The 19,417-nt window shown below is 70.2% G+C and carries 20 protein-coding genes; 6 read left to right on the top strand and 14 right to left on the bottom strand.

Going from position 1 to position 19,417, the window contains the following annotated elements:
• Positions 1-112 precede the first annotated feature (112 nt).
• The 7 genes from ACWIHY_RS15630 to ACWIHY_RS15600 form a co-directional block, all read right to left on the bottom strand.
• Positions 113-1,615, bottom strand: coding sequence for an aldehyde dehydrogenase family protein (locus ACWIHY_RS15630; RefSeq protein WP_454376190.1), 1,503 nt, complete (start codon positions 1,613-1,615; stop codon positions 113-115).
• A 141-nt stretch (positions 1,616-1,756) separates the two neighbouring features.
• Positions 1,757-2,698, bottom strand: coding sequence for a serine/arginine repetitive matrix protein 2 (locus tag ACWIHY_RS15625; protein WP_454376189.1), 942 nt, complete (start codon positions 2,696-2,698; stop codon positions 1,757-1,759).
• 3 nt (positions 2,699-2,701) lie between these two features.
• Positions 2,702-3,085, bottom strand: a complete 384-nt coding sequence (locus tag ACWIHY_RS15620) for a hypothetical protein (protein WP_454376188.1) — start codon at positions 3,083-3,085, stop codon at positions 2,702-2,704.
• Entirely contained in the window at positions 3,072-4,910 is a 1,839-nt protein-coding gene (locus tag ACWIHY_RS15615) for a hypothetical protein (protein ID WP_454376187.1), read from the bottom strand. The genes ACWIHY_RS15620 and ACWIHY_RS15615 overlap by 14 nt, the downstream gene beginning before the upstream one ends.
• Before the next feature lie 184 nt (positions 4,911-5,094).
• Entirely contained in the window at positions 5,095-5,658 is a 564-nt protein-coding gene (locus ACWIHY_RS15610) for a hypothetical protein (RefSeq protein WP_454376186.1), read from the bottom strand.
• Positions 5,658-5,903 (bottom strand): helix-turn-helix transcriptional regulator, encoded by a 246-nt coding sequence (locus tag ACWIHY_RS15605; RefSeq protein WP_454376185.1) that lies wholly within the window; start codon positions 5,901-5,903, stop codon positions 5,658-5,660. The genes ACWIHY_RS15610 and ACWIHY_RS15605 overlap by 1 nt, the downstream gene beginning before the upstream one ends.
• 529 nt (positions 5,904-6,432) lie before the next feature.
• Positions 6,433-7,065: a TIGR03086 family metal-binding protein gene (locus tag ACWIHY_RS15600; protein WP_454376184.1), complete on the bottom strand. Its 633-nt coding sequence runs from the start codon at positions 7,063-7,065 to the stop codon at positions 6,433-6,435.
• Between the two features lie 51 nt (positions 7,066-7,116).
• Here ACWIHY_RS15600 and ACWIHY_RS15595 point away from each other — a divergent pair, with 51 nt between their 5' ends.
• Positions 7,117-7,596, top strand: coding sequence for a MarR family winged helix-turn-helix transcriptional regulator (locus ACWIHY_RS15595; RefSeq protein ID WP_454376183.1), 480 nt, complete (start codon positions 7,117-7,119; stop codon positions 7,594-7,596).
• Between the two features lie 42 nt (positions 7,597-7,638).
• Here the strand turns inward: ACWIHY_RS15595 and ACWIHY_RS15590 are convergent, their stop codons facing one another.
• Positions 7,639-8,277, bottom strand: coding sequence for a LysE family translocator (locus ACWIHY_RS15590; protein WP_454376182.1), 639 nt, complete (start codon positions 8,275-8,277; stop codon positions 7,639-7,641).
• A 360-nt stretch (positions 8,278-8,637) separates the two neighbouring features.
• Between ACWIHY_RS15590 and ACWIHY_RS15585 the strand changes: the two genes are divergently transcribed.
• A complete protein-coding gene (locus ACWIHY_RS15585; protein WP_454376181.1) occupies positions 8,638-9,054 on the top strand; it encodes a hypothetical protein in 417 nt (138 codons plus the stop codon).
• Positions 9,055-9,410: 356 nt separating this feature from the next.
• Here ACWIHY_RS15585 and ACWIHY_RS15580 read toward each other — a convergent pair whose 3' ends face one another.
• On the bottom strand, positions 9,411-10,805 hold the full coding sequence (locus ACWIHY_RS15580; protein ID WP_454376180.1) for a cystathionine beta-synthase: 1,395 nt from the start codon (positions 10,803-10,805) through the stop codon (positions 9,411-9,413).
• A 165-nt stretch (positions 10,806-10,970) separates the two neighbouring features.
• Between ACWIHY_RS15580 and ACWIHY_RS15575 the strand changes: the two genes are divergently transcribed.
• The 3 genes from ACWIHY_RS15575 (at position 10,971) to ACWIHY_RS15565 (ending at position 14,655) form a co-directional block, all read left to right on the top strand.
• Positions 10,971-11,972 (top strand): SGNH/GDSL hydrolase family protein, encoded by a 1,002-nt coding sequence (locus tag ACWIHY_RS15575; protein WP_454376303.1) that lies wholly within the window; start codon positions 10,971-10,973, stop codon positions 11,970-11,972.
• A gap of 339 nt (positions 11,973-12,311) precedes the next feature.
• Positions 12,312-13,532 (top strand): acetyl-CoA C-acetyltransferase, encoded by a 1,221-nt coding sequence (locus ACWIHY_RS15570; protein ID WP_454376179.1) that lies wholly within the window; start codon positions 12,312-12,314, stop codon positions 13,530-13,532.
• A 268-nt stretch (positions 13,533-13,800) separates the two neighbouring features.
• Positions 13,801-14,655: a hypothetical protein gene (locus tag ACWIHY_RS15565; protein WP_454376302.1), complete on the top strand. Its 855-nt coding sequence runs from the start codon at positions 13,801-13,803 to the stop codon at positions 14,653-14,655.
• Between the two features lie 80 nt (positions 14,656-14,735).
• On the opposite strand, the gene ACWIHY_RS15560 is transcribed toward ACWIHY_RS15565, so the two are convergent.
• Entirely contained in the window at positions 14,736-15,089 is a 354-nt protein-coding gene (locus ACWIHY_RS15560; protein WP_454376178.1) for a hypothetical protein, read from the bottom strand.
• A gap of 100 nt (positions 15,090-15,189) precedes the next feature.
• Here ACWIHY_RS15560 and ACWIHY_RS15555 point away from each other — a divergent pair, with 100 nt between their 5' ends.
• Positions 15,190-15,420, top strand: coding sequence for a DUF4287 domain-containing protein (locus ACWIHY_RS15555; protein ID WP_454376177.1), 231 nt, complete (start codon positions 15,190-15,192; stop codon positions 15,418-15,420).
• A 79-nt stretch (positions 15,421-15,499) separates the two neighbouring features.
• On the opposite strand, the gene ACWIHY_RS15550 is transcribed toward ACWIHY_RS15555, so the two are convergent.
• From ACWIHY_RS15550 to trpC, 4 genes are all read right to left on the bottom strand, one after another.
• Positions 15,500-16,372, bottom strand: a complete 873-nt coding sequence (locus tag ACWIHY_RS15550) for a Bax inhibitor-1/YccA family protein (RefSeq protein WP_454376176.1) — start codon at positions 16,370-16,372, stop codon at positions 15,500-15,502.
• A gap of 128 nt (positions 16,373-16,500) precedes the next feature.
• The gene (gene trpA / locus ACWIHY_RS15545; RefSeq protein WP_454376175.1) at positions 16,501-17,331 is read right to left on the bottom strand and encodes a tryptophan synthase subunit alpha; all 831 of its coding nucleotides are present in this window, start codon (positions 17,329-17,331) and stop codon (positions 16,501-16,503) included.
• Positions 17,328-18,587 carry a tryptophan synthase subunit beta gene (trpB, locus tag ACWIHY_RS15540; RefSeq protein ID WP_454376174.1) on the bottom strand — a complete coding sequence of 420 codons (1,260 nt, stop codon included), beginning with the start codon at positions 18,585-18,587 and terminating at the stop codon, positions 17,328-17,330. Before trpB ends, trpA begins: the two co-directional genes overlap by 4 nt.
• The gene (trpC, locus tag ACWIHY_RS15535) at positions 18,584-19,411 is read right to left on the bottom strand and encodes an indole-3-glycerol phosphate synthase TrpC (RefSeq protein WP_454376173.1); all 828 of its coding nucleotides are present in this window, start codon (positions 19,409-19,411) and stop codon (positions 18,584-18,586) included. The genes trpB and trpC overlap by 4 nt, the downstream gene beginning before the upstream one ends.
• Positions 19,412-19,417: the final 6 nt, after the last annotated feature.

Raw genomic sequence — 19,417 nt, 5'->3', positions numbered from 1 at the left:
TCGTGCGGCCACGTGTCCTCACCGGCCGGGAAATCGGCCCGTCCGGCGTCTGAGGACCGGGGTCTGGGGCGGAGCCCCAGGGTTGGGAAGGCGTGGGCAGGGGGTTGATCCCTCAGCCCGCGAACCAGCGCACCGGGCGCGGGTCCAGGTTCTGGTAGACGTGCTTCGCCTCGCGGTACTCGGCAAGACCGGAGGGCCCGAGCTCGCGCCCGATGCCCGACTTGCCGAACCCACCCCACTCCGCCTGCGGCAGGTAGGGATGGAAGTCGTTGATCCACACCGTGCCGTGCCGCAGCCGTCCCGCGACGCGCCGGGCGCGCCCCGCGTCGGCCGTCCACACCCCGCCGGCCAGGCCGTAATCGGTGTCGTTGGCCAGGGCGACGGCCTCGTCCTCGGTACGGAAGGTCTCCACCGTCAGGACGGGCCCGAAGACCTCTTCCCGTACGACGCGCATCTCGCGGTGGCACTGGTCGAGGACGGTCGGCGCGTAGAAGTACCCGTCGGCCGGCCGAACGTCGGACGGTTCGGGGCGGGCGCCGCCGGAGCACAGCACCGCGCCCTCCTCCAGGGCGGAGGCGACGTACATCTCGGTCTTCGCGAGCTGCTGGGCGGAGACGAGCGGTCCGCACTCCACACCGTCGGCCGTGCCACGCCCGAGGCGGATCTTCGCGGCCCGGCGGGCGAGCTCGGCGACGAAGCGCTCGCGCACCGACTCCTCGACGATGAGCCGGGAGCCGGCCGAGCAGACCTGGCCGCTGTGGATGAACGCGGCGTTCAGCGCCTGGTCGACGGCGGTGTCGAAGCCCTCTTCGGTCGCGCAGGCGTCGGCGAAGACGACGTTGGGGTTCTTGCCGCCCAGCTCCAGCGCCACCTTTTTCACGGTGACGGCCGCGGCCTGCATGACCTTCGTACCGCTGGCGAGGCCGCCCGTGAACGACACGAGGTCGACGTCGGGGTGCTCGGACATCCGCGCGCCGACGGGGTCGCCGGCGCCGGTCACGAGGTTGGCGACACCGGCCGGAAGCCCGGCCTCCACCAGCAGCTCGATCAGCGCGACGGTCGTCAGCGGAGTGATCTCACTCGGCTTGATCACGAAGGTGTTGCCCGCGGCCAGGGCCGGAGCGATCTTCCAGCTCGCCTGCAGCAGCGGGTAGTTCCACGGCGCGATGAGCGCGCAGACACCGACCGGCTCGTGCACGACGACGCTGTGGATCTCAGGGGAACCCGCGTCGACGACCCGGCCGCCGCTCTCGTTGACGACGAGGTCGGCGAAGTACCGGAAGGCGTCGGTCACGCAGTCGACGTCGACCCGGCCCTCCTCCAGGGTCTTGCCCGCGTCGCGGCTCTCGAGCAGCGCGATCTCCTCGCGGTCCCTCTGGAGCAGCTCACCGACGCGGCGCAGCAGCGCGGCCCGCTCGGCCACCGGGGTGCGGGGCCATTCGCCCGTGTCGAATGCCGTACGGGCCGCCGCCACCGCGGAATCGACGTCGGCGGCACCACCCTCGGCGACGACGGCGAAGGGCTTGGCGTCCGCGGGGTCGATGATCTCGCGCGTGGCACCGGAAGCGGCTGCCTGCCACTTCCCGCCCACATGGATGGTCTGTTGTCCCGACACGTCGCGTTTCGCCTTCCGTTCCCGATATGTTCCGCCAGTAAAGAAGACCGGCAACCGGGAGCCCTCCCCCCGACGCCAGGAACCATGCGTAATACGTGGCTGAAAGTGCCCTGCATCACGAACGTTGTGAGTCAAATACGGTCAAAGCGTGTCATTCGGTTGGAAGTATTCGGCAGCCGTATCGAGAACTTTCTCCTGTAACGGCCACTCTCCGGCCGGTGCCGCGACCAGCACGGCCCACAGGTCGCCGCTCGACACGCGGAAGACGCGCTCGACGCCCCGCCTGCGTCCGCCGCTCTCCTCGCTGTCGTACTCGTAGACCAGCTCGGCGGACATCCCCTCGTCGACCGCCCCGTCCACCGGGCCCACCCGGATCTCTTCGTAGCCCTCGGTGCCGTCCCGCAGCCCCGTGGAGGCGAGACGGACGGCCTCACCTGGGGTCATTCCCTGCTCGGTGACCTGGAAGATCTGTACGAGGGAGGCTCGGTCGGCCGTCCGGTAGAAGACGCGGTCGTTCTCCAGGCTGCGCTCCCAGTCCTCGGGGACGGCGATGGTGAAGCCTTCGGAGTCGGCCACCAGACGGTATCCGGCAGGCACCTCGGGACTGCCCGTCGCGTCCGGCGAAAGCGACTCCTCCGTCGTGGTCCCGCCCGGCGGGGTGGTCCCGTCCTCTGCGGTGGTGCCGTCCGGCACGGTCGTCGCGGGGGCAACGCGCTGCGAGGTGCCGGCCGACCGAACGGCCGACGCCCCTTTCGCCCCCGTACGCTCCCCTTCCGCGCCGCGGCTGCCCACCGTGAACCACACGGTCACCGCTCCCAGCGCCAGTACGACAACGGCGGCCCCGGCGGCAAACGGCGAAAACCAGCCCCGTAAGGAACGGGTGCCGGAGCCCACCGCGCCCACGGGGGCAGGGGCGGGGTAGTACGACGGAGCCACATACACCGGGGCGAGCGGGTCCACCGGCGTCGGTATCGACGACGGCAGGGGCGGCAGCGGGGGAGGCGGCGGGGTGTGGGGGGCGGGCGGCCCCTCGTCACCACTCTCCCAGCGCTGCGCCTCGTCGTTCCAATACGGCCCGGCCATCGGTCAGCCCCCCAGCAGCGATCCGACCGCGGCCACGGCGGCGGCGCCCGACGCCAGGACCTCGACGCTCGGACCAGCCGCCGTGAGCGCGTCGCGCAGCCGGGCGAGGCGCCCGGGGGTGGCCCGGCCCGCCTCCTCGATCTCCTCCTCGGTGGACACGAGTTCGGCGTCGAGGACGGTGGTGGTGTCGGTGGCGACGAGCCGGTCCAGGTCCGCCCGGAGTTCCCGTACGGCGAGGAGAAGCTCTTCGTGGGCGGGATCGCGGGGCGGCGCGGCACTGTTGTTGGTGGTGTTGGTGGTGGTGACTGTGTTGCTGTTCCCGATACCAATGGCGCTGTTGTTGGCGGTCCCTACGTGGACCGACGGCTGCTCATCAGGCTTTCCCACTGCGGGCTCCCCCATCGTTACCTGCGCTGTTGCTGCTCTTGCTGCTGCCGTTGTTGTTGGTGGTGACGGTGTTCTTGTCACCAATGCCGATGGCGCTTCCGTCCGCGGACTCGATGAAGACCCCACCGGCACCGACGTTCACGATCTTCTGCTCGAACTCGTCGGTCTGCCAGCCCGCTTCGTACAGCGCCAGCCGCACCCCGCCGGTCACACGGTCCTGAATGCTCTTCAGGTAGCGGTTGATGTCCATGTCCTGGAAGAGCGACGCGTCCCGGTCGGAGCCGAGTTCCCGCACGGACCGCGCGGGTCCGTCCGGCAGCGCGCCGCCGTTGCCGCTGGTGAGCATCTTCCAACCGCTGATGGCGCCACGGCCCAGCGACCCGAGGGCGCGTCCGAGCGAGCGGGGCGTGTGGGTCAGGGCCCAGACGGCCTTGCCGAACCAGTTGTTGTTGCGGTGCCGGTGAGCGGTCCGGTCGGCGTCCTGGAACATCTGCCGTACGGGCAGCAGCACGTGGGGCGCCACCTCCAGCATCAGCATGCCGCCCTGGGTGTGGACCCGTACGAAGACCGTGACCACGACCTCTTCGCTCCAGCCGCCCACCCGGATCCGCAGGAAGTGCCGACGGCTCTCGCCGCCTTCCTCCACCGAACCACTGCGGTGGGACTCGAAGCCCACGGAGTCGTACGGCGCCTGGTCGCGCCGGGTGAGCCCGGTGACCGGCAGGAAGACGCACTCGTCGGTCCGGAGCTCCCGCAGCCGGTCGCGCACAGCGGCCGCGAGCTGCGGCGACCCGTGGGGCGAGGGGATGCGCAGCGCCTCGACCAGCGGGACGATGCGGTCGATGATCTTGGCGTTGTCGATGGCCTCCGGAGTGCTGTCCTTGCGCGGACGGAGCTCTACGGAGAGATTCCACGGCTGGTACGGGCTGCCGGCGCCGCAGAAGGGCTGCGCGTCGTTGTACATGACCAGTGGCGCGTGCTGCTCGACCCGGATGTGCTGCGCGAGCCGGCCGTAGCGCACTCCCGTGCCGCGCTCGGCGGGGTCGGCCGCGTGGTTGGGGAACTGCTGGGGCGCGAGTTCGCCGGTCAGGATCCGGGCGAACTGCCCGCGCTGGAGCGCGACGACGGCGGTGAGCGAGGCGAGCAGAGCGAGGATGCCCCAGGCGGTGCCGGCACCGCCGAAGGGGAGCTCCGACCCGGACACGGGTCCGAAGAGGTCCTCGGCGCCGAAGGAGTCCGACCCGAACGCGCTGGAGTCCCCGTAGCCGTCCGAACCGCCGAACACACCGAGTCCGCTGCTGCCGCTGCTCCCGCTGTACTCGTAACCGCCGGAGTCCTCGGCCTCCTCGGGGTCGAAGGCGGTGGCGACGAGAGCCACGAGGACGAAGGCCAGCAGGATGCGCCCGTACCAGCGCAACAGGAAGGCGGGGATCCGGCGGTAGAGCGGCGGCTGCGGGGTGCTCCCCCTGAGCCATCCGGAGAGGCTGAGCATGAGGCACGGGCCGACGAGTACGACGAACATGCCACCGGTCAGCAGGACGGCGCACACCCACAGTGCCACCACCACGGCGGCCCAGGCGAGTTCGGTACGCCGGGCGCGCAACGCGTGTGCGAGGACGCGGGCGGCGTCGAAGCCGTACGAGGGGGCGGCGATGCGCTCCTCGTGGACGTACAGCTCGTCGATGACCGCGTCCCGATAGCCGTCGTCGAGGTAGACCCCCGCACAGAGCAGCCGGGTCGCCTCACTGGCGGCGGGCGCCACGGGATCCCGCCCGCGCAGATCGTCCGGGCCACCGGGCTGCGTGGGTAAGGCGGTTTGAGACACCGTTCCCCTTTCACTGTGCGAACAGGCCTTCGAAAGGGGCGAGTTCGGATGGAAAGGGGTGACATTCTAAACCCACTGGGGAAGGTGTGGCGATGCACGCCGGGCGCGGGCGCCTCGGGGCGCGGACACGTCGGGCCGCGAAGGGGCGCGGGGCGTCGGGAGGCGTGCATCTGGGGCGGGCGCGTCAGACCCCCATGAGCTCCTCGCTGGGCTCGTCCTGCACCATCAGCCCGGCCACCCACAGGGGCATCAGCCAGTGCACGGCCAGCATGGCGGTCAGGACGGGCGCGATCAGCCCTTCGACCTGTACGTCACCGATCCAGCCGGCCACACCGACCCCGAGGACCGCTGCCAGCAGGAGCCCGGAGGTCAATCGGTGCGCACGGGCGCGAGCTCGGTCCCGGTCGGCGAGCTGCCGCTCGTCGAGGACGCGACCACGCAGTTCGAGCAGCCCACGGGTGGCGCTGTTGATGACGCCGGTCGCGAAGCACCAGGGAAGCAGCAGGACCAGCGTGGCGACGAGCGCCCAGACTTGGCGCTCGCCGAACACCACGACGTTCCAGCAGGCGACGGAGGCGACCGTCATGAGGACGTGGGCGGCGACGAAGAGCTGCCGACGGGCGGCTGTGGCGTGAAGGGCGGAGCCTTCCTCGCGGTTCATCAGCGCGAACATGCGCCGGTCGTGCCTGGTGACTGTGGGTGCGACTTGCTGTACGCGTGCCTTCGCGTGCCCATGTCCTGCGGTCATTACTTCTTCCTCCCGTAGACCTCGTCGGTGAGCGGCCGGAACGGCCGGAGGGAGAACAGCGCCTCCACCGGCAACTCGAAGAACTCGGCGATTTTCAGGGCCAGATCGAGACTCGGGTTGTACTGCCCGCGTTCGATGTACCCGACGGTCTGGTAGTGCGCCCCGACAGCCTCGGCCAACGCCTGCCGCGACACGCCACGCTCAGCCCGAACCATCGCCAGCCTGTTGTGCACCTGCTCGCTCATGTATAAGAAGTACTACATTGCGGTGCAGGACTGCAAGGCGGGGAGGGGGAGTTGGGGTCGGGGAGCCCACGGGGAAGCTCCGGCAAGTAGTTGCTCGTGCGCGGGTGAACCACAGGCTGGTTCAAGTGCCGGGTTGGTCGCACTCAAGGGGACGAGACCGGGGAATGGAGAGCGACTTGAGCGCGGGTCCAGGTTTCCGTCGGATCGAATGCGTTCGCCTCCCACGTTGTCGAGGTCAACGTCCCGCGCCCTTGGTACTGGCGCATGATCGCGACGTGAAGCGGCCAGGCGACGAAGTGCCGCAGGGCGGCTGCGTCGCGCCAGACGGCAACCGCACCGCACCGACGCGCCGTGGGCATCGCCCACAGCCACAACCCGTGCGCTCCCTCCAGCTCCGACCAGCCCGCTGCGAGCCGGCGGGCCGCTCGGTAGACGCCCGGCAGGTCCGTGATCCTTTCGAGCCTGAAGTCGGTGACGCTCACCAGTACCGGGCCGCTGCCGCGGCTCTCGCCCGGCACCCACGAAGACCTCAGCATGCCGTCTCACCGGCTGCCCGCCAGGTCGACGACCTGCCCAGAGCCGCGAGGATCCGCTCCATTGTGCTCGCGTCGGGATACACAGCCAGCCCCGGCCCGAAGGGGCCGTTCGGCGCAAGCCGGGAGGCGTCGTCCGGTACGGCACGGGCCACGGGCAGGGCGGCTCGCAGGAGCTCGGGACTCGGGGCGTACGCGAGCCCCAGGCTTCGTGCCACGTCCCAGCTGTGCACCACACAGTCGACCAGGTGGAAGGCGACGGCTTGCGTGGCGGCGAACGTGCGGGCGGTGGTGAATTCCGGCAGGGCAAAGGCACGGTCCGGCGTGTCCACCGTCGCGAATGCGGCAATGACCTGGCCGGCCGCCTCGCCGTACTCGGCGACAGCGTCCTCTCCGAGCGGGCGAACGGCCCAGCGCCTCAAGTCCCGACCGCGCCCCGACGCGGCGGCCGTGAACCCCCGGTGCTGAGCCGTCATGTGGGCGAGCAGGTCGGCCAGTGCCCATGCCGCGCAGGGCGTCGGCCGGGGCAGATCGTCGGGCGTCACCCGCCGCACCAGGCTCACGCTGCCCCCGACAGCCTCCGCATGCAGCTGTCGCAGCCGGTCGAAGTCCTCGACATTGATACGCATGCGCTTACGATCAGCGTGCGCCTATGGATTGTCAACGGGTATTTTCATGCCATGGCTGAGAAGGTGACTCACGGGGACACCGCACCAGAGGGAACGCCGGTCCGTCCCGATCTCGCGGCGATGGTCGTGCCGTTGGGGCGCTCCCTGATGTCTGCGGAGCAGCCGATCCTCGACGCCCACGGTCTGAGCATGTGGGCGTATGCGGTACTGCTCCACCTCGACGAGAAGCCGATCCGCACCCAGGCCGCACTGGCCGAGGCGATCCGTGCGGACAAGACCCGCATCATCGCCGTCCTCGACGACCTGGAGACTCGCGAGCTGATTCGCCGCCGGCCCGATCCCAAGGACCGGCGGGTACGCCTCCTGTCGCTCACCGCCGAAGGCCGGCACCTGCGGGACGCCGTTCAATCCGCCATCCAGGAGGGCGAGGAACGCCTGCTCGCTCGACTGCCGGCGGCAGACCGAGACGGTTTCCTCAGAGGCCTGCGGGCCTTGTCGGCACTGCGTGACCTGACACTGGAGGCCACGTGACCACCGCTCGTTCGTCAGAGCAGTCCGTGATCCGCGGCAGAACTAATCCTTGCGGCCAGCGGCGGCCACGGTGACGCCGAGGCCGATCATCGTGAGCCCACCGACCCCTCCCACCATGGCGAGCCGCTGCGGCGAGCGGGCGAACCAGCTCCGCGTGGTCGCCGCGACCAGCCCCCACACACTGTCGGAAACCAGCGCGATGGCATTGAAGACCAAGCCCAGCACCAGCATTTGAACCGGCACATTCCCCTGACTGCGGTCGACGAACTGAGGCAGTACGGCGGCGAAGAACACGATGGTCTTGGGGTTGGCCACGCCGACCGCGAACCCTTCCCACAACGTACGGGCGCTGCCGTACGCGGGACCGTCACCGGTGAACGAAGCGTGCAACGACCCGCGCTGCCGTACCGCCTTGACGCCTAGGTACACCAGGTACGCGGCACCCACCAGCTTCAGCACCGTGAAGGCGACGACCGAGCGCTCCACGATCGATCCGACGCCGAGCGCGACGGCCACGACGAGCGCATACGCTCCGAGCGTGTTCCCCACGACCGTGGTCAGGGCGGCACGGCGCCCCTGCGCCAACGCCCGCCCGATCACGAACAGAACGCTGGGGCCGGGAATCACGATCAGCAGGAACGACATGGCCGCGAAGGCCAGAAGTCGGTCGGTGGACACCATGAAGCCATGTAACACGGAGACCGTTCAGACCTGCAGCCCCTTTTTGCCCGACGAAATTCAGCGTTGGGGCCTCCGCGCGAACCGAACCCGGCACATGACGTGGCTTGCAGCCACCGAACGCGCTTGTGGCCCGACCGACCACCGGCGGGGGCGGACGCCGAACCGGCCCGAGTCCCCCATGCAACTCTCGCGCCCCACCCACTCGCCCGACGGGCACCATCCCACCCGCGCCGCTCCCCCACCTGCCGTGCAGGGCGTTTTTCTTTGGGCCGTCCCCCTACAAGCGTTAGGGGTGAGCCGAGAAAAAAGGGGGGTTACCCCCACTGCCACAGGCCGTTCCCGCTCCGTAGCGTTGTCACCATGGAAGCCCGCGACCCTGAGCTGAAAAAGGAACTCGACGCTACCTTGCATGCGCGCAAGGAGCTCGGGGACGACTACGAGTCCGCGCTCGTCGAGTCGTTCCTGGAGAAAGTCGAGCAGCGCCTCGACAGTACGGTCGACCGTCGCGTCCGGCGCCAGCTGGCCGAGCAACAGATGGTCGTCGCCAGAGGGAGCAGCAAGCCGCCGCACAGCGAGACGAGCTTCGGCGAGCGGTTCGGCTTCGGCGCGATCTCGCTCGTACTCGCCATCCCGCTGTCGGCGATCGGCGTCGCCAACGCGGGGATCGACGGCTTGGTCGTCGCCTGGCTCGGCATCGTCGGCGTCAACGCCGTTCACGCGACGCGCGGCCTGTCCTGGCTTCGCAGGAGGCGCGAGAAGTCCGACTGGGAAGGCTGAGCGAAGACAGCCGAGTCGGCCAAGCCAGCGAAAGGCCTCGAACAGACACAGACGGCGAAGAGATGTCGCGGGGACCGCCGCACCCTCGGTTGCCCGAGGGCCGGGACGACAGCGGTCCCCGCGAGGGACGCGGTCCGGGTCAGGGCCGGCCTCGCGTCCAGGCGTCCATGGAGGTCCGGGAGCCGCTCCGGTTGTCCGTGACGCCGACAACACCAATGTGCACGAGGCGTGTTAAGCCGGTGCTGCGCGGACGTGTCGCGCTCGTACCACTTTTGCGAAGCTGCGGCTTTCCTTCAGCAGGCCAGGAACCTGGATGCCGGAATGCCAGAAAACCGCAGCCACCGCTACACCTGCACCTACACCTGCGGCTTCGCCAGGAACGCCAGCAGGTCCTGCCTGCTCACCACACCCGTCGGCTTCCCTTCGACCAGAACGATGGCCGCGTCGTGCTGCCCCTTGCTGCCCAGCACGGCCATCAGGTCCTCCACGGGCTCCCCCGAACCGACCTGCGGCAGCGGCGCGCTCATGTGCTTCTCCAGCCGGTCTCCCAGCTGCGCGCGCTGTGCGAACAGGGCGTCCAGCAGCTCCCGTTCGACGACCGAGCCGATGACCTCCGCGGCCATGACGTCCGGGTGTCCCGCCCCCGGCTTCACGATCGGCATCTGCGAGACGCCGTACTCCCGCAGTACGTCGATGGCCTGCCCCACGGTCTCCTCCGGGTGCATGTGCACCAGGTTCGGCATGTCGCCCTCCTTGTGCCGCAGGACGTCACCGACGCTCGCGTGCGTCCCCGACTCCTCCAGGAAGCCGTAGTCCGCCATCCACTCGTCGTTGAAGATCTTACTGAGGTAGCCGCGGCCGCTGTCCGGCAGCAGTACGACGACCACATCGTCGGGGCCGAGACGCTCCGCCACGCGCAGCGCGCCGACGACCGCCATGCCACAGGATCCGCCGACCAGGAGGCCCTCCTCCTTGGCGAGGCGGCGCGTCATCTGGAAGGAGTCCTTGTCCGACACCGCGACGATCTCGTCCGTGACGGTCGCGTCGTACGCCGACGGCCAGAAGTCCTCACCGACGCCCTCGACGAGGTACGGCCGGCCCGATCCGCCCGAGTACACCGATCCCTCGGGGTCCGCGCCGATGATCTTGACCTTGCCGCCGCTGACTTCCTTCAGGTAGCGGCCGGTGCCGGTGATCGTGCCGCCGGTGCCGACACCCGCGACGAAGTGCGTGATCTTCCCGTCCGTCTGCGTCCACAGCTCGGGACCCGTCGTCTCGTAGTGCGAGCGCGGATTGTTCGGGTTGCTGTACTGGTCGGGCTTCCAGGCGCCCGGCGTCTCGGTGACCAGACGGTCGGAGACGTTGTAGTACGAGTCGGGGTGCTCGGGGTCGACGGCCGTGGGGCATACGACAACCTCGGCGCCGTACGCGCGCAGCACATTGATCTTGTCCGTGGACACCTTGTCGGGGCAGACGAAGATGCACTTGTAGCCCTTCTGCTGGGCCACGATGGCAAGGCCGACGCCGGTGTTTCCGGACGTCGGTTCGACAATCGTGCCGCCGGGCTTGAGCGCGCCGCTCTCCTCCGCCGCCTCGATCATGCGCAGGGCGATCCGGTCCTTCACGGATCCGCCGGGATTGAAGTATTCGACCTTGGCCAGGACTGTTGCCTGGATTCCGGCCGTTACGCTGCCCAGCCTCACAAGCGGGGTGTTGCCGACGAGGGTGATCATCGAGTCGTGAAATTGCACGATGCGCTCCGGGGTCTCCGTAATGGTGCCGCCCAGCGTAAAGGGCCGACAACGGTGCGTTCACGTTCGGGCGCGATTGAAGAGCGCCCACTACCGGGCAGTAAGCACTTGAGCGCGAGACTGCGAGGCCTGGAGGAGGTGGCTGCGACTGTGTCGAGAGCAAGGGTGGCACGGCGGATCGCCGCTGGCGCGGCGTACGGAGGGGGCGGGATCGGTCTGGTCGGCGCGGCCGCGGTGGGGATCTTCCTCGCCGAGATGCAGCTGGCCAAGCGGTCGGTGGGCGGGGGCCGGGCTCCGGTCCCTCCCCTGGCGGACGGGCTGTACGGGATGCCCCTGGCCGGGTATCCCATGGACACCCCGCTGCGGCTCGCCATGCTCGGCGACTCGACGGCGGCGGGCCAGGGCGTACGGCGGGCCGGTCATACGCCGGGGGCGCTCCTGGCGTCCGGTCTCGCCGCGGTGGCAGAGCGTCCGGTCGTGCTGCGCAATGTGGCGCAGCCGGGGGCGCAGTCGGACGACCTGGAGCGCCAGGTCACGGTCGCACTGGCGGACCGGGAGCGGCTGCCCGACGTGTGCGTGATCATGATCGGTGCGAACGACGTCACGCACCGGATGCCACCCACACAGTCGGTCCGTCACCTCGCTTCGGCGGTACGCCGCCTCCGTACGGCGGGAGCGGAGGTGGTCGTCGGCACGTGCCCCGACCTCGGCACGATCGAGCCGGTCTACCAGCCGCTGCGCTGGCTGGCCCGGCGCGTCTCGCGGCAGCTGGCGGCGGCGCAGACGATCGGAACGGTGGAGCAGGGCGGGCGCACGGTGTCGCTGGGCGACCTGCTGGGGCCGGAGTTTCTCGCGAATCCCCGCGAGCTGTTCGGGCCGGACAACTACCACCCGTCCGCGGAGGGATACGCGACGGCCGCGATGGCGGTGCTGCCGACGTTGTGCGCGGCGCTCGGGCTGTGGCCGGAGTCGGACCGCCTGGACGCGACGCGCGACGAGGACATTCTGCCGGTCGCCAAGGCGGCGGCGGAGGCGGCTTCGGCCGCCGGTACGGAGGTGACGGGCGCACGTGCGCCGTGGGCCCTGCTGAAGCATCGTCGGCGGCGGCGCCTTCCGGCCACGACGGAGCCCGCCCAGCAGCACTCGGAGACACGCCGGGCGCTTTGAGGGGGCGGCGGGGGCGCGGTGCGCGTGCGGGACGGGTACGGGTACGGAGTACGGGTGCGGTGCGGGTACGGGGTGCGGCACAAGCCGACAGGCCTGGCTGGAGCCGGACAGGCCTGTCGGTGCCGACAGCATGGAAGCGGACACGCCGCCGCCCCCAGCCCTGAAGGCCCGACCCCAGTTTCGGGAAGGCCCAGGTGGGGAAACAAACCACACCCCCACTGAGCGAGCGCTTAGAAAAGAGGCCCGCATCACATCGCTCGCACGATGACCCGAGCCATACGTGCGGGTAACTTCCCATTCAGCCGTGCCTACTCGCCTTCTCGCCCTCATGGAGCCGTCATGCCCGAAGCCGTGATCGTTTCCACTGCCCGTTCGCCCATCGGCCGCGCCTTCAAGGGCTCGCTGAAGGACCTGCGGCCCGACGACCTGACCGCCACCATCGTTCAGGCCGCCCTCGCCAAGGTGCCCGAGCTCGATCCCCGCGACATCGACGACCTCATGCTCGGCTGCGGCCTCCCCGGCGGCGAGCAGGGACACAACCTGGGCCGCATCGTCGCCGTACAGATGGGGATGGACCACCTCCCGGGCTGCACCATCACCCGGTACTGTTCCTCCTCCCTCCAGACCTCCCGCATGGCGCTGCACGCCATCAAGGCCGGCGAGGGCGACGTCTTCATCTCCGCCGGCGTCGAGATGGTGTCCCGCTCCGTCAAGGGCAGCTCCGACGGCATGCCCGACACCCACAACCCGCTGTTCGCCGACGCGGAGGCCCGTACCGTCACCGTCGCCCAGAGCGAGGGCGCGGACTGGCACGACCCGCGCGAGGACGGTCTCGTCCCCGACGCGTACATCGCCATGGGCCAGACCGCCGAGAACCTCGCCCGCCTCAAGGGCATCTCCCGCGCCGAGATGGACGAGTTCGGCGTACGGTCGCAGAACCTCGCCGAGCAGGCCGTCAAGAACGGCTTCTGGGAGCGCGAGATCACCCCGGTGACCACGCCCGACGGCACCGTCGTGTCGCAGGACGACGGTCCCCGCGCCGGCGTCACCCTCGAGGGTGTCCAGGGCCTCAAGCCGGTCTTCCGCCCCGACGGCCGCGTCACCGCCGCCAACTGCTGCCCGCTCAACGACGGCGCCGCCGCCCTCGTGATCATGAGCGACACCAAGGCCCGCGAGCTGGGCCTGACGCCGCTGGCCCGGATCGTTTCCACCGGCGTCTCCGGCCTCTCGCCCGAGATCATGGGATACGGCCCGGTCGAGGCCAGCAAGCAGGCGCTGAAGCGCGCCGGGCTGAGCATCGGCGACATCGACCTCGCCGAGATCAACGAGGCCTTCGCCGCCCAGGTCATCCCGTCCTACCAGGACCTCGGCCTGGACCTGGACAAGGTCAACATCAACGGTGGCGCCATCGCCGTCGGCCACCCCTTCGGCATGACCGGCGCCCGTATCACCGGCACGCTGATCAACAGCCTCCAGTTCCACGACAAGCAGTTCGGCCTGGAGACGATGTGCGTGGGCGGCGGCCAGGGCATGGCCATGGTCATCGAGCGCCTCAGCTGACCCCGCCCGGGACCACGCCGGCCCGGCCCGTCGCGCCCGGTACGCAGCCCGGTTCGTAACCCGGTTCGTAACCCAATCTCCCCCAGGATGTGATCTATCTCCTGGGGGAGAGGCATACCCCCAGGTCAAAGATGGTTACGCACTAAACCACCGACCAAAAGAGCTGTCCATTTCGTGACGTAATGCACTGACAGATGGCGCGCACTCCCCTCAAGCTGATGTAGGAAGTCGGGGGATCGATGAAACCGGGAGTAAGTCAGTGAGCGCCATGCCTCTTGCCCTGTTGCTGACCACCGCCGCCGCCACGGCCGTGGGCGCCGCTGCCCTGCACGCAGTCCACGGACTGCGCAAGCAGGTCACCGCCCTGCGTACCGAGCTGACGGCCGCGGCCGCGCTCAGCCGTTCCGGGGCCGCGGTCCCCCAGCAGACCCGCGCCGCCGACGCGGACGGGATACGGGCCGCAGTAGCCGAAGCCCTCGCCGAGGAGCGTGAGCGAGAGCTGGCCGAGGCACGGGCCTTCTGGGCCGCCCAGGAGGCACGCGACGCCGCCGACGCCCCGTCGCTGCTGGGCGGCCTGCCCGGCCTCGGCGACGAGACGCCTCCGTTCTTCGTCCCGCGCCAGGCGGACTTCACGGGTCTGGAGTCACTGGACGCGTACGACGCTCTCGAAGCCCTCGACGGCCCCGACGCCATGGACGCCATGGAGGGCCTGGACGAACTCGAGCCGGCAGACGCGTTCCCCGAGGACTCCGCCGAGCTCGCGGCGGCCCGTCGCCGCCACCCTTCGCACCCCGACTTCGTTCCGGTCCAGACACCCGTCGTGGCCGACCACGAGCGCACCGTGACGCGTCTGGAAGAGCTCGCGGCCGCCCGCACCGCGCTCGCCGACGTACGCCCGGGACCGCTCGGCACCCTTGACGTGTACGTCTTCACGGACGGCACGACGCTCTGTATGACCCCCGGCCACCGCGAGACCGCCGAGCGCCTCGCCGAGTCGCTGCGCGTCGGCGAGTCCCCGGTCCTGCTCGGTGGCTCCGGCATCTCCGGCGCGTACGCCCTGACCTTCGCCTGCGGCCAGGAGAGCGTCTACATCCTTGCCGACCGCGTCATCGCTTCGATCTAGACGGCTGGACGGCGGGCGGCGGGACGGCTGGACGGCGGACAGCTGGGGCCGCTGGGCGCTGGCCCCTGGGCCCTGGGCCCTCAGAGCGCGGCCCGCGCCGCCGCCGCCTTCACCAGACGCACGGCCTCGTCCAGTTCGGCCACGACGGACGGGGCCGTTCCCGTTTCCCGTTCCGCCGCGCACGCCTTCTCCAGTGCCCCCGCCAAATCACGACCCGCCACGGCCAATTGATCGGCCACCACGAACGCGCCCGCGTCCGGCATGATCCGCGGCTCCCCCACCGGCTCTTCGATCCGTTGCGCCCGTACGGACAATTCCCTGGCCAGAGCCAGGCCTTCGGCGGCGGCGCCGCGCTGGAGGCGGCTCTGCGGAGCGGCTCGCAGCCGGTCGGCGAATCGGTCCACGGCGGCCGTCAGGAGCGTTGTATCGAGCACGCCGCGACCCTACGCGCCCACCCGGGGCTGTTGCCAACGGGCGAACACTCAGGCACGGTGACATGAAGGAGCACTCGCGCAATGCGTCCGGAGGCGCCGAATGTCCCAAGTCTTCTCCGAAGAGACCCATCAGAACCTGCTCTCCCGAATCCCCCAGTGCACCGGTCGTGAAGTCTCCGACTGGCTCCGCGCCGTAGACGACGGCCCAGCTCTCTTCCGCTTCGAGGAGAAGGTCAGCTGGCTCCGGAGTGAACACAATCTCGCCTACGGCCACGCGAAAGCGATCATCCACGAGTACGACCTGAGGCGCGCCGCCCGGCGATTGCTCTAGTCGCCCCGGCCGTCGACATGCGGAAGGGCCCGCCCGGCGAACGCCGGACGGGCCCTTCCGCATGTGTGCCCAGGGGTGACTAGTCGTCGCCGCTGAGGATGGAGACCAGCCGCAGCATCTCCAGGTAGATCCAGACCAGGGTCATGGTGAGGCCGAAGGCCGCCATCCAGGACTCCTCGCGCGGAGCGCCGTACGCGACCCCGTCCTCGACCTGCTTGAAGTCCAGGGCGAGGAAGAACGCGCCGAGCAGCACACCGACGACACCGAAGAGGATGCCCATCCCGCCGCTGCGGAAGCCGAGGCCGTCGCCGCCGCCGAACACCATGAACAGCAGGTTCACGGAGGTCAGCACGAGGAAGCTGATCGTGGCGATCATCAGGTAGCGCGTGAAGCGCTGGGTGACCCTGATGATCCGGGTCTTGTACAGCACGAGCATGGTGGCGAAGACCGCCATCGTGCCCAGCACCGCCTGCATCGCCGCACCCTGCGCCACGTACGTGTTCACGTAGTTGCTGAGGGCGCCGAGGAAGATGCCCTCGAAGGCCGCGTAGGCGAGGATCAGCGCCGGAACGGGCTTCTGCTTGAAGGACTGGACCAGTCCGAGCACCATCGCCACGAGAGCGGCACCGATGGCCAGGCCGAGGCCGATGTTCATGACCCAGGCGACGGTGGCGCCGGCGATCACGAGGCCGAGCGTGATGCCCGTCCGCGCGACGACGTCGTCCATCGTCATGACGTTGCCGCGTACGGGCGCCTGCGGGGCACCGTACTGCGTGTCCTGCTGGGCGTACGGGTTCGTCGCGTACGGGTTCGCGGGGGCGCCCTGGGCGTACGGGTTGCCCTGCGCCGTACCGACGGCGGGGCCCCCGGCCTGCGGTGCCGCGGTGAAGCCCGCGGTGCCGTTGTCGCGGCTGAAGCCCCGTCGCGAGAAGACCGGGTTGCTGCTCCTCATCTCACTCCTCCATGGCCACCGTGTGTGGCCTTGCGTCAAGAGTAATGGGAAAGCAAAAGGAACACCCTAGTGCCAGGGGAGGATCTTTCGGGCGCCCCGCTGCACCGCCCGTGGCAAGCACGCCCACGTCAGGTCCTGCGCACCCCTTCCGCGAGCTCGCCCGCCAGCGACCGTACGGCGGCCAGCCCGGCCGGCAGGTCCGGCGCGTCCAGCAGCAGCTTCACGAAGGCCGAGCCGACGATCACCCCGTCGGCGAAGGCCGCGACCTCCTTCGCCTGAGCGGCGTCGGAGACGCCCAGCCCGACGCAGACCGGGAGCTCGGTGGTGACCCGGGTGCGGCGCACGAGGTCCTGGGCCTGAGCGCCCACGGAAGCCCGGGTGCCGGTTACGCCCATCAGGGAGGCGGCGTAGACAAAGCCCGAACCGGCCTCGGTGATGGTCGCCAGGCGTTCGTCCTTGCTGCTGGGCGCCACGACGAAGACGGTCGCGAGACCGTGCTTCTCCGCGCACGCACGCCACAGGGCGGACTCCTGGACGGGCAGGTCGGGCAGGATGCAGCCCGCGCCGCCCGCCTCCGCCAGCTCGGTGGTGAACCGCTCTACGCCGTAGCGGTCGATCGGGTTCCAGTACGTCATCACCAGGACCGGGGCCCCGGTCGCCTCGTGCGCCTCGCGGACCGTGCGCATCACGTCGGCGATCTTCACTCCGCCGCGCAGGGCGATGTCGTCGGCCGTCTGGATGACCGGGCCGTCGAGCACCGGGTCGCTGTGCGGCAGCCCGATCTCGACGACGTCCGCGCCGCCCGCGACGACCGCCTTGACCGCCTCGATGCCGGCGTCGACGGTCGGGAACCCGGCCGGAAGGTAGGCGATGAGGGCTGCCCGGTCCTCGGACCGGGCCTTGGCGAGCGTGTCGCTCAGCAGCTGGATGCGTCCGGTCGTGGCGGTGGCCGTGCTCACTTGTTCTCCCCCTCGGAGTCGTACAGCCCGAAGTAGCGGGCGGCCGTGTCCATGTCCTTGTCGCCACGCCCGGACAGGTTGACCACGATCAGGCCGTCCTCGCCCAGCTCCTTGCCGAGGCCGAGGGCGCCGGCCAGGGCATGCGCGGACTCGATGGCCGGGATGATGCCCTCGGTGCGCGACAGCAGGCGCAGAGCCCCCATCGCCTGGGCGTCGGTGATCGCCCGGTACTCGCCGCGCCCCGTGTCCTTGAGGTACGCGTGCTCCGGGCCGATGCCCGGGTAGTCGAGGCCCGCCGAGATCGAGTACGGCTCGGTGATCTGGCCCTCCTCGTCCTGGAGGACGTACGACCGCGAGCCGTGCAGGATGCCGGGCTCGCCCGCCGACAGGGTCGCCGCGTGCTCACCCGTCTCGATGCCGTGCCCGGCGGGCTCGAAGCCGATCAGGCGTACGCCCGTGTCGGGGATGAAGGCGTGGAAGAGCCCGATGGCATTGGACCCGCCGCCGACACAGGCCGCGACGGCGTCCGGCAGGCGTCCGGCCCGTTCCAGGATCTGGCGGCGGGCCTCGACGCCGATGACGCGGTGGAAGTCGCGGACCATGGCGGGGAAGGGGTGCGGCCCGGCGACCGTGCCGAAGAGGTAGTGCGTACGGTCGACATTGGCGACCCAGTCACGGAACGCCTCGTTGATGGCGTCCTTGAGCGTCCGGCTGCCGGACTTCACGGCGACGACCTCGGCGCCGAGCATCCTCATCCGGGCCACGTTCAGCGCCTGACGCCGGGTGTCGATCTCGCCCATGTAGATGGTGCATTCGAGACCGAACAGGGCGCACGCCGTGGCGGTGGCCACACCGTGCTGGCCGGCGCCCGTCTCCGCGATCACCCGCGTCTTGCCCATGCGCTTGGTGAGCAGCACCTGGCCCAGCACGTTGTTGATCTTGTGTGAGCCGGTGTGGTTGAGGTCCTCGCGCTTGAGGAAGATGCGCGCACCGCCCGCGTGCTCGGCGAACCGGGCCACCTCGGTGAGCGAGCTGGGCCGGCCGGTGTAGTTGACCATGAGCTCGTTCAGCTCGGCCGCGAAGGCCGGGTCGGACTTGGCCTTGTCGTACTCGACGGCGACCTCGTCGACCGCGGCGACGAGCGCCTCCGGGATGAACTTGCCGCCGAAGTCACCGAAGTACCCCTCGGCGTTGGGGACGAGCCCCTCCGGGCCGGGAGCGAACGAGGTCGCCGGCGTCTCGGTTGTCGTCGTCATGAACTCTCCTGAGTGGTTCCGTGCGCCTGCGAGTTCTTCAGTTCCGCCACCGCCGCCGCCGGGTCGGCCGAGCGCATCAAGGTCTCCCCCACCAGCACCGCGTCCGCCCCGTCGGCGCGCAGCCGCCGGGCGTCCGCCGGGCTTCGTACGCCGCTCTCCGCGACCAGTACCCGGTCCGCCGGGACCTGCGCCCGGAGCCGGCCGGTGAGGCCCAGGTCGATGCGGAAGTCGCGCAGGTCGCGGTGGTTGACCCCGATGTTGAGGGCGCCGAGGGCGAGGGCGGTGTGCGCCTCGGCCTCGGTGTGGACCTCGACGAGGAGGTGCAGGCCCAGGGAGGCGGCGTACGCGTAGAGCTCCATCAGCCGGGACTCCGGGAGCGCCGCGACCACCAGCAGGACCGCGTCCGCGCCGTACGCGCGGGCCTCGGCGATCTGGTACTCGTCGACGATGAAGTCCTTGCGCATCACGGGCAGTCCCACCGCCTCCCGCACGGTCGCGATGTCCGCCGGATGGCCGCCGAAGCCTTCGGTGTGCGCGAGGACGGAGAGCGCACAGGCACCGCCGGCCTCGTACCGCCGGGCCAGCTCGGCGGGCCGGTAGTCGTCGGTGAGCGGGCCCTTCAGCGGGCTGCGGGGCTTGAGCTCGGCGATGACGCCCAGGCCCGGGGCCCGCAGGGCCGCGCCGAAGTCCCGTACGGCGGCCGCGGTTTCGGCTCGGCTCTCCATCTCGGACAGGGGGACTTCGGCCCTGCGGGCCGCCGTCTGGCGGTGCGCGGCCCCGATCAGCTCCCCGAGCAGGCCGGGCAGGACGGATGGACTGGTCAACGTGGT

This window comes from Streptomyces sp. NPDC055287, from assembly GCF_053646035.1.
Note: the sequence above shows the minus strand (reverse complement) of the source record. Positions and strands in the feature narration are given on the sequence as shown.

What these genes read in the sequence shown, in the direction of transcription:
- ACWIHY_RS15555 (WP_454376177.1), top strand. Translation starts at nt 15,190, where the DNA reads ATGTCCCAAGTCTTCTCCGAAGAGACCCATCAGAACCTGCTCTCCCGA.
- ACWIHY_RS15565 (WP_454376302.1), top strand. Translation starts at nt 13,801, where the DNA reads ATGCCTCTTGCCCTGTTGCTGACCACCGCCGCCGCCACGGCCGTGGGC.
- ACWIHY_RS15570 (WP_454376179.1), top strand. Translation starts at nt 12,312, where the DNA reads ATGCCCGAAGCCGTGATCGTTTCCACTGCCCGTTCGCCCATCGGCCGC.
- ACWIHY_RS15610 (WP_454376186.1), bottom strand. Translation starts at nt 5,658, where the DNA reads ATGACCGCAGGACATGGGCACGCGAAGGCACGCGTACAGCAAGTCGCA.
- ACWIHY_RS15605 (WP_454376185.1), bottom strand. Translation starts at nt 5,903, where the DNA reads ATGAGCGAGCAGGTGCACAACAGGCTGGCGATGGTTCGGGCTGAGCGT.
- ACWIHY_RS15600 (WP_454376184.1), bottom strand. Translation starts at nt 7,065, where the DNA reads ATGCGTATCAATGTCGAGGACTTCGACCGGCTGCGACAGCTGCATGCG.
- ACWIHY_RS15595 (WP_454376183.1), top strand. Translation starts at nt 7,117, where the DNA reads ATGGCTGAGAAGGTGACTCACGGGGACACCGCACCAGAGGGAACGCCG.
- ACWIHY_RS15585 (WP_454376181.1), top strand. Translation starts at nt 8,638, where the DNA reads ATGGAAGCCCGCGACCCTGAGCTGAAAAAGGAACTCGACGCTACCTTG.
- trpB (WP_454376174.1), bottom strand. Translation starts at nt 18,587, where the DNA reads ATGACGACGACAACCGAGACGCCGGCGACCTCGTTCGCTCCCGGCCCG.
- ACWIHY_RS15550 (WP_454376176.1), bottom strand. Translation starts at nt 16,372, where the DNA reads ATGAGGAGCAGCAACCCGGTCTTCTCGCGACGGGGCTTCAGCCGCGAC.
- ACWIHY_RS15590 (WP_454376182.1), bottom strand. Translation starts at nt 8,277, where the DNA reads ATGGTGTCCACCGACCGACTTCTGGCCTTCGCGGCCATGTCGTTCCTG.
- ACWIHY_RS15625 (WP_454376189.1), bottom strand. Translation starts at nt 2,698, where the DNA reads ATGGCCGGGCCGTATTGGAACGACGAGGCGCAGCGCTGGGAGAGTGGT.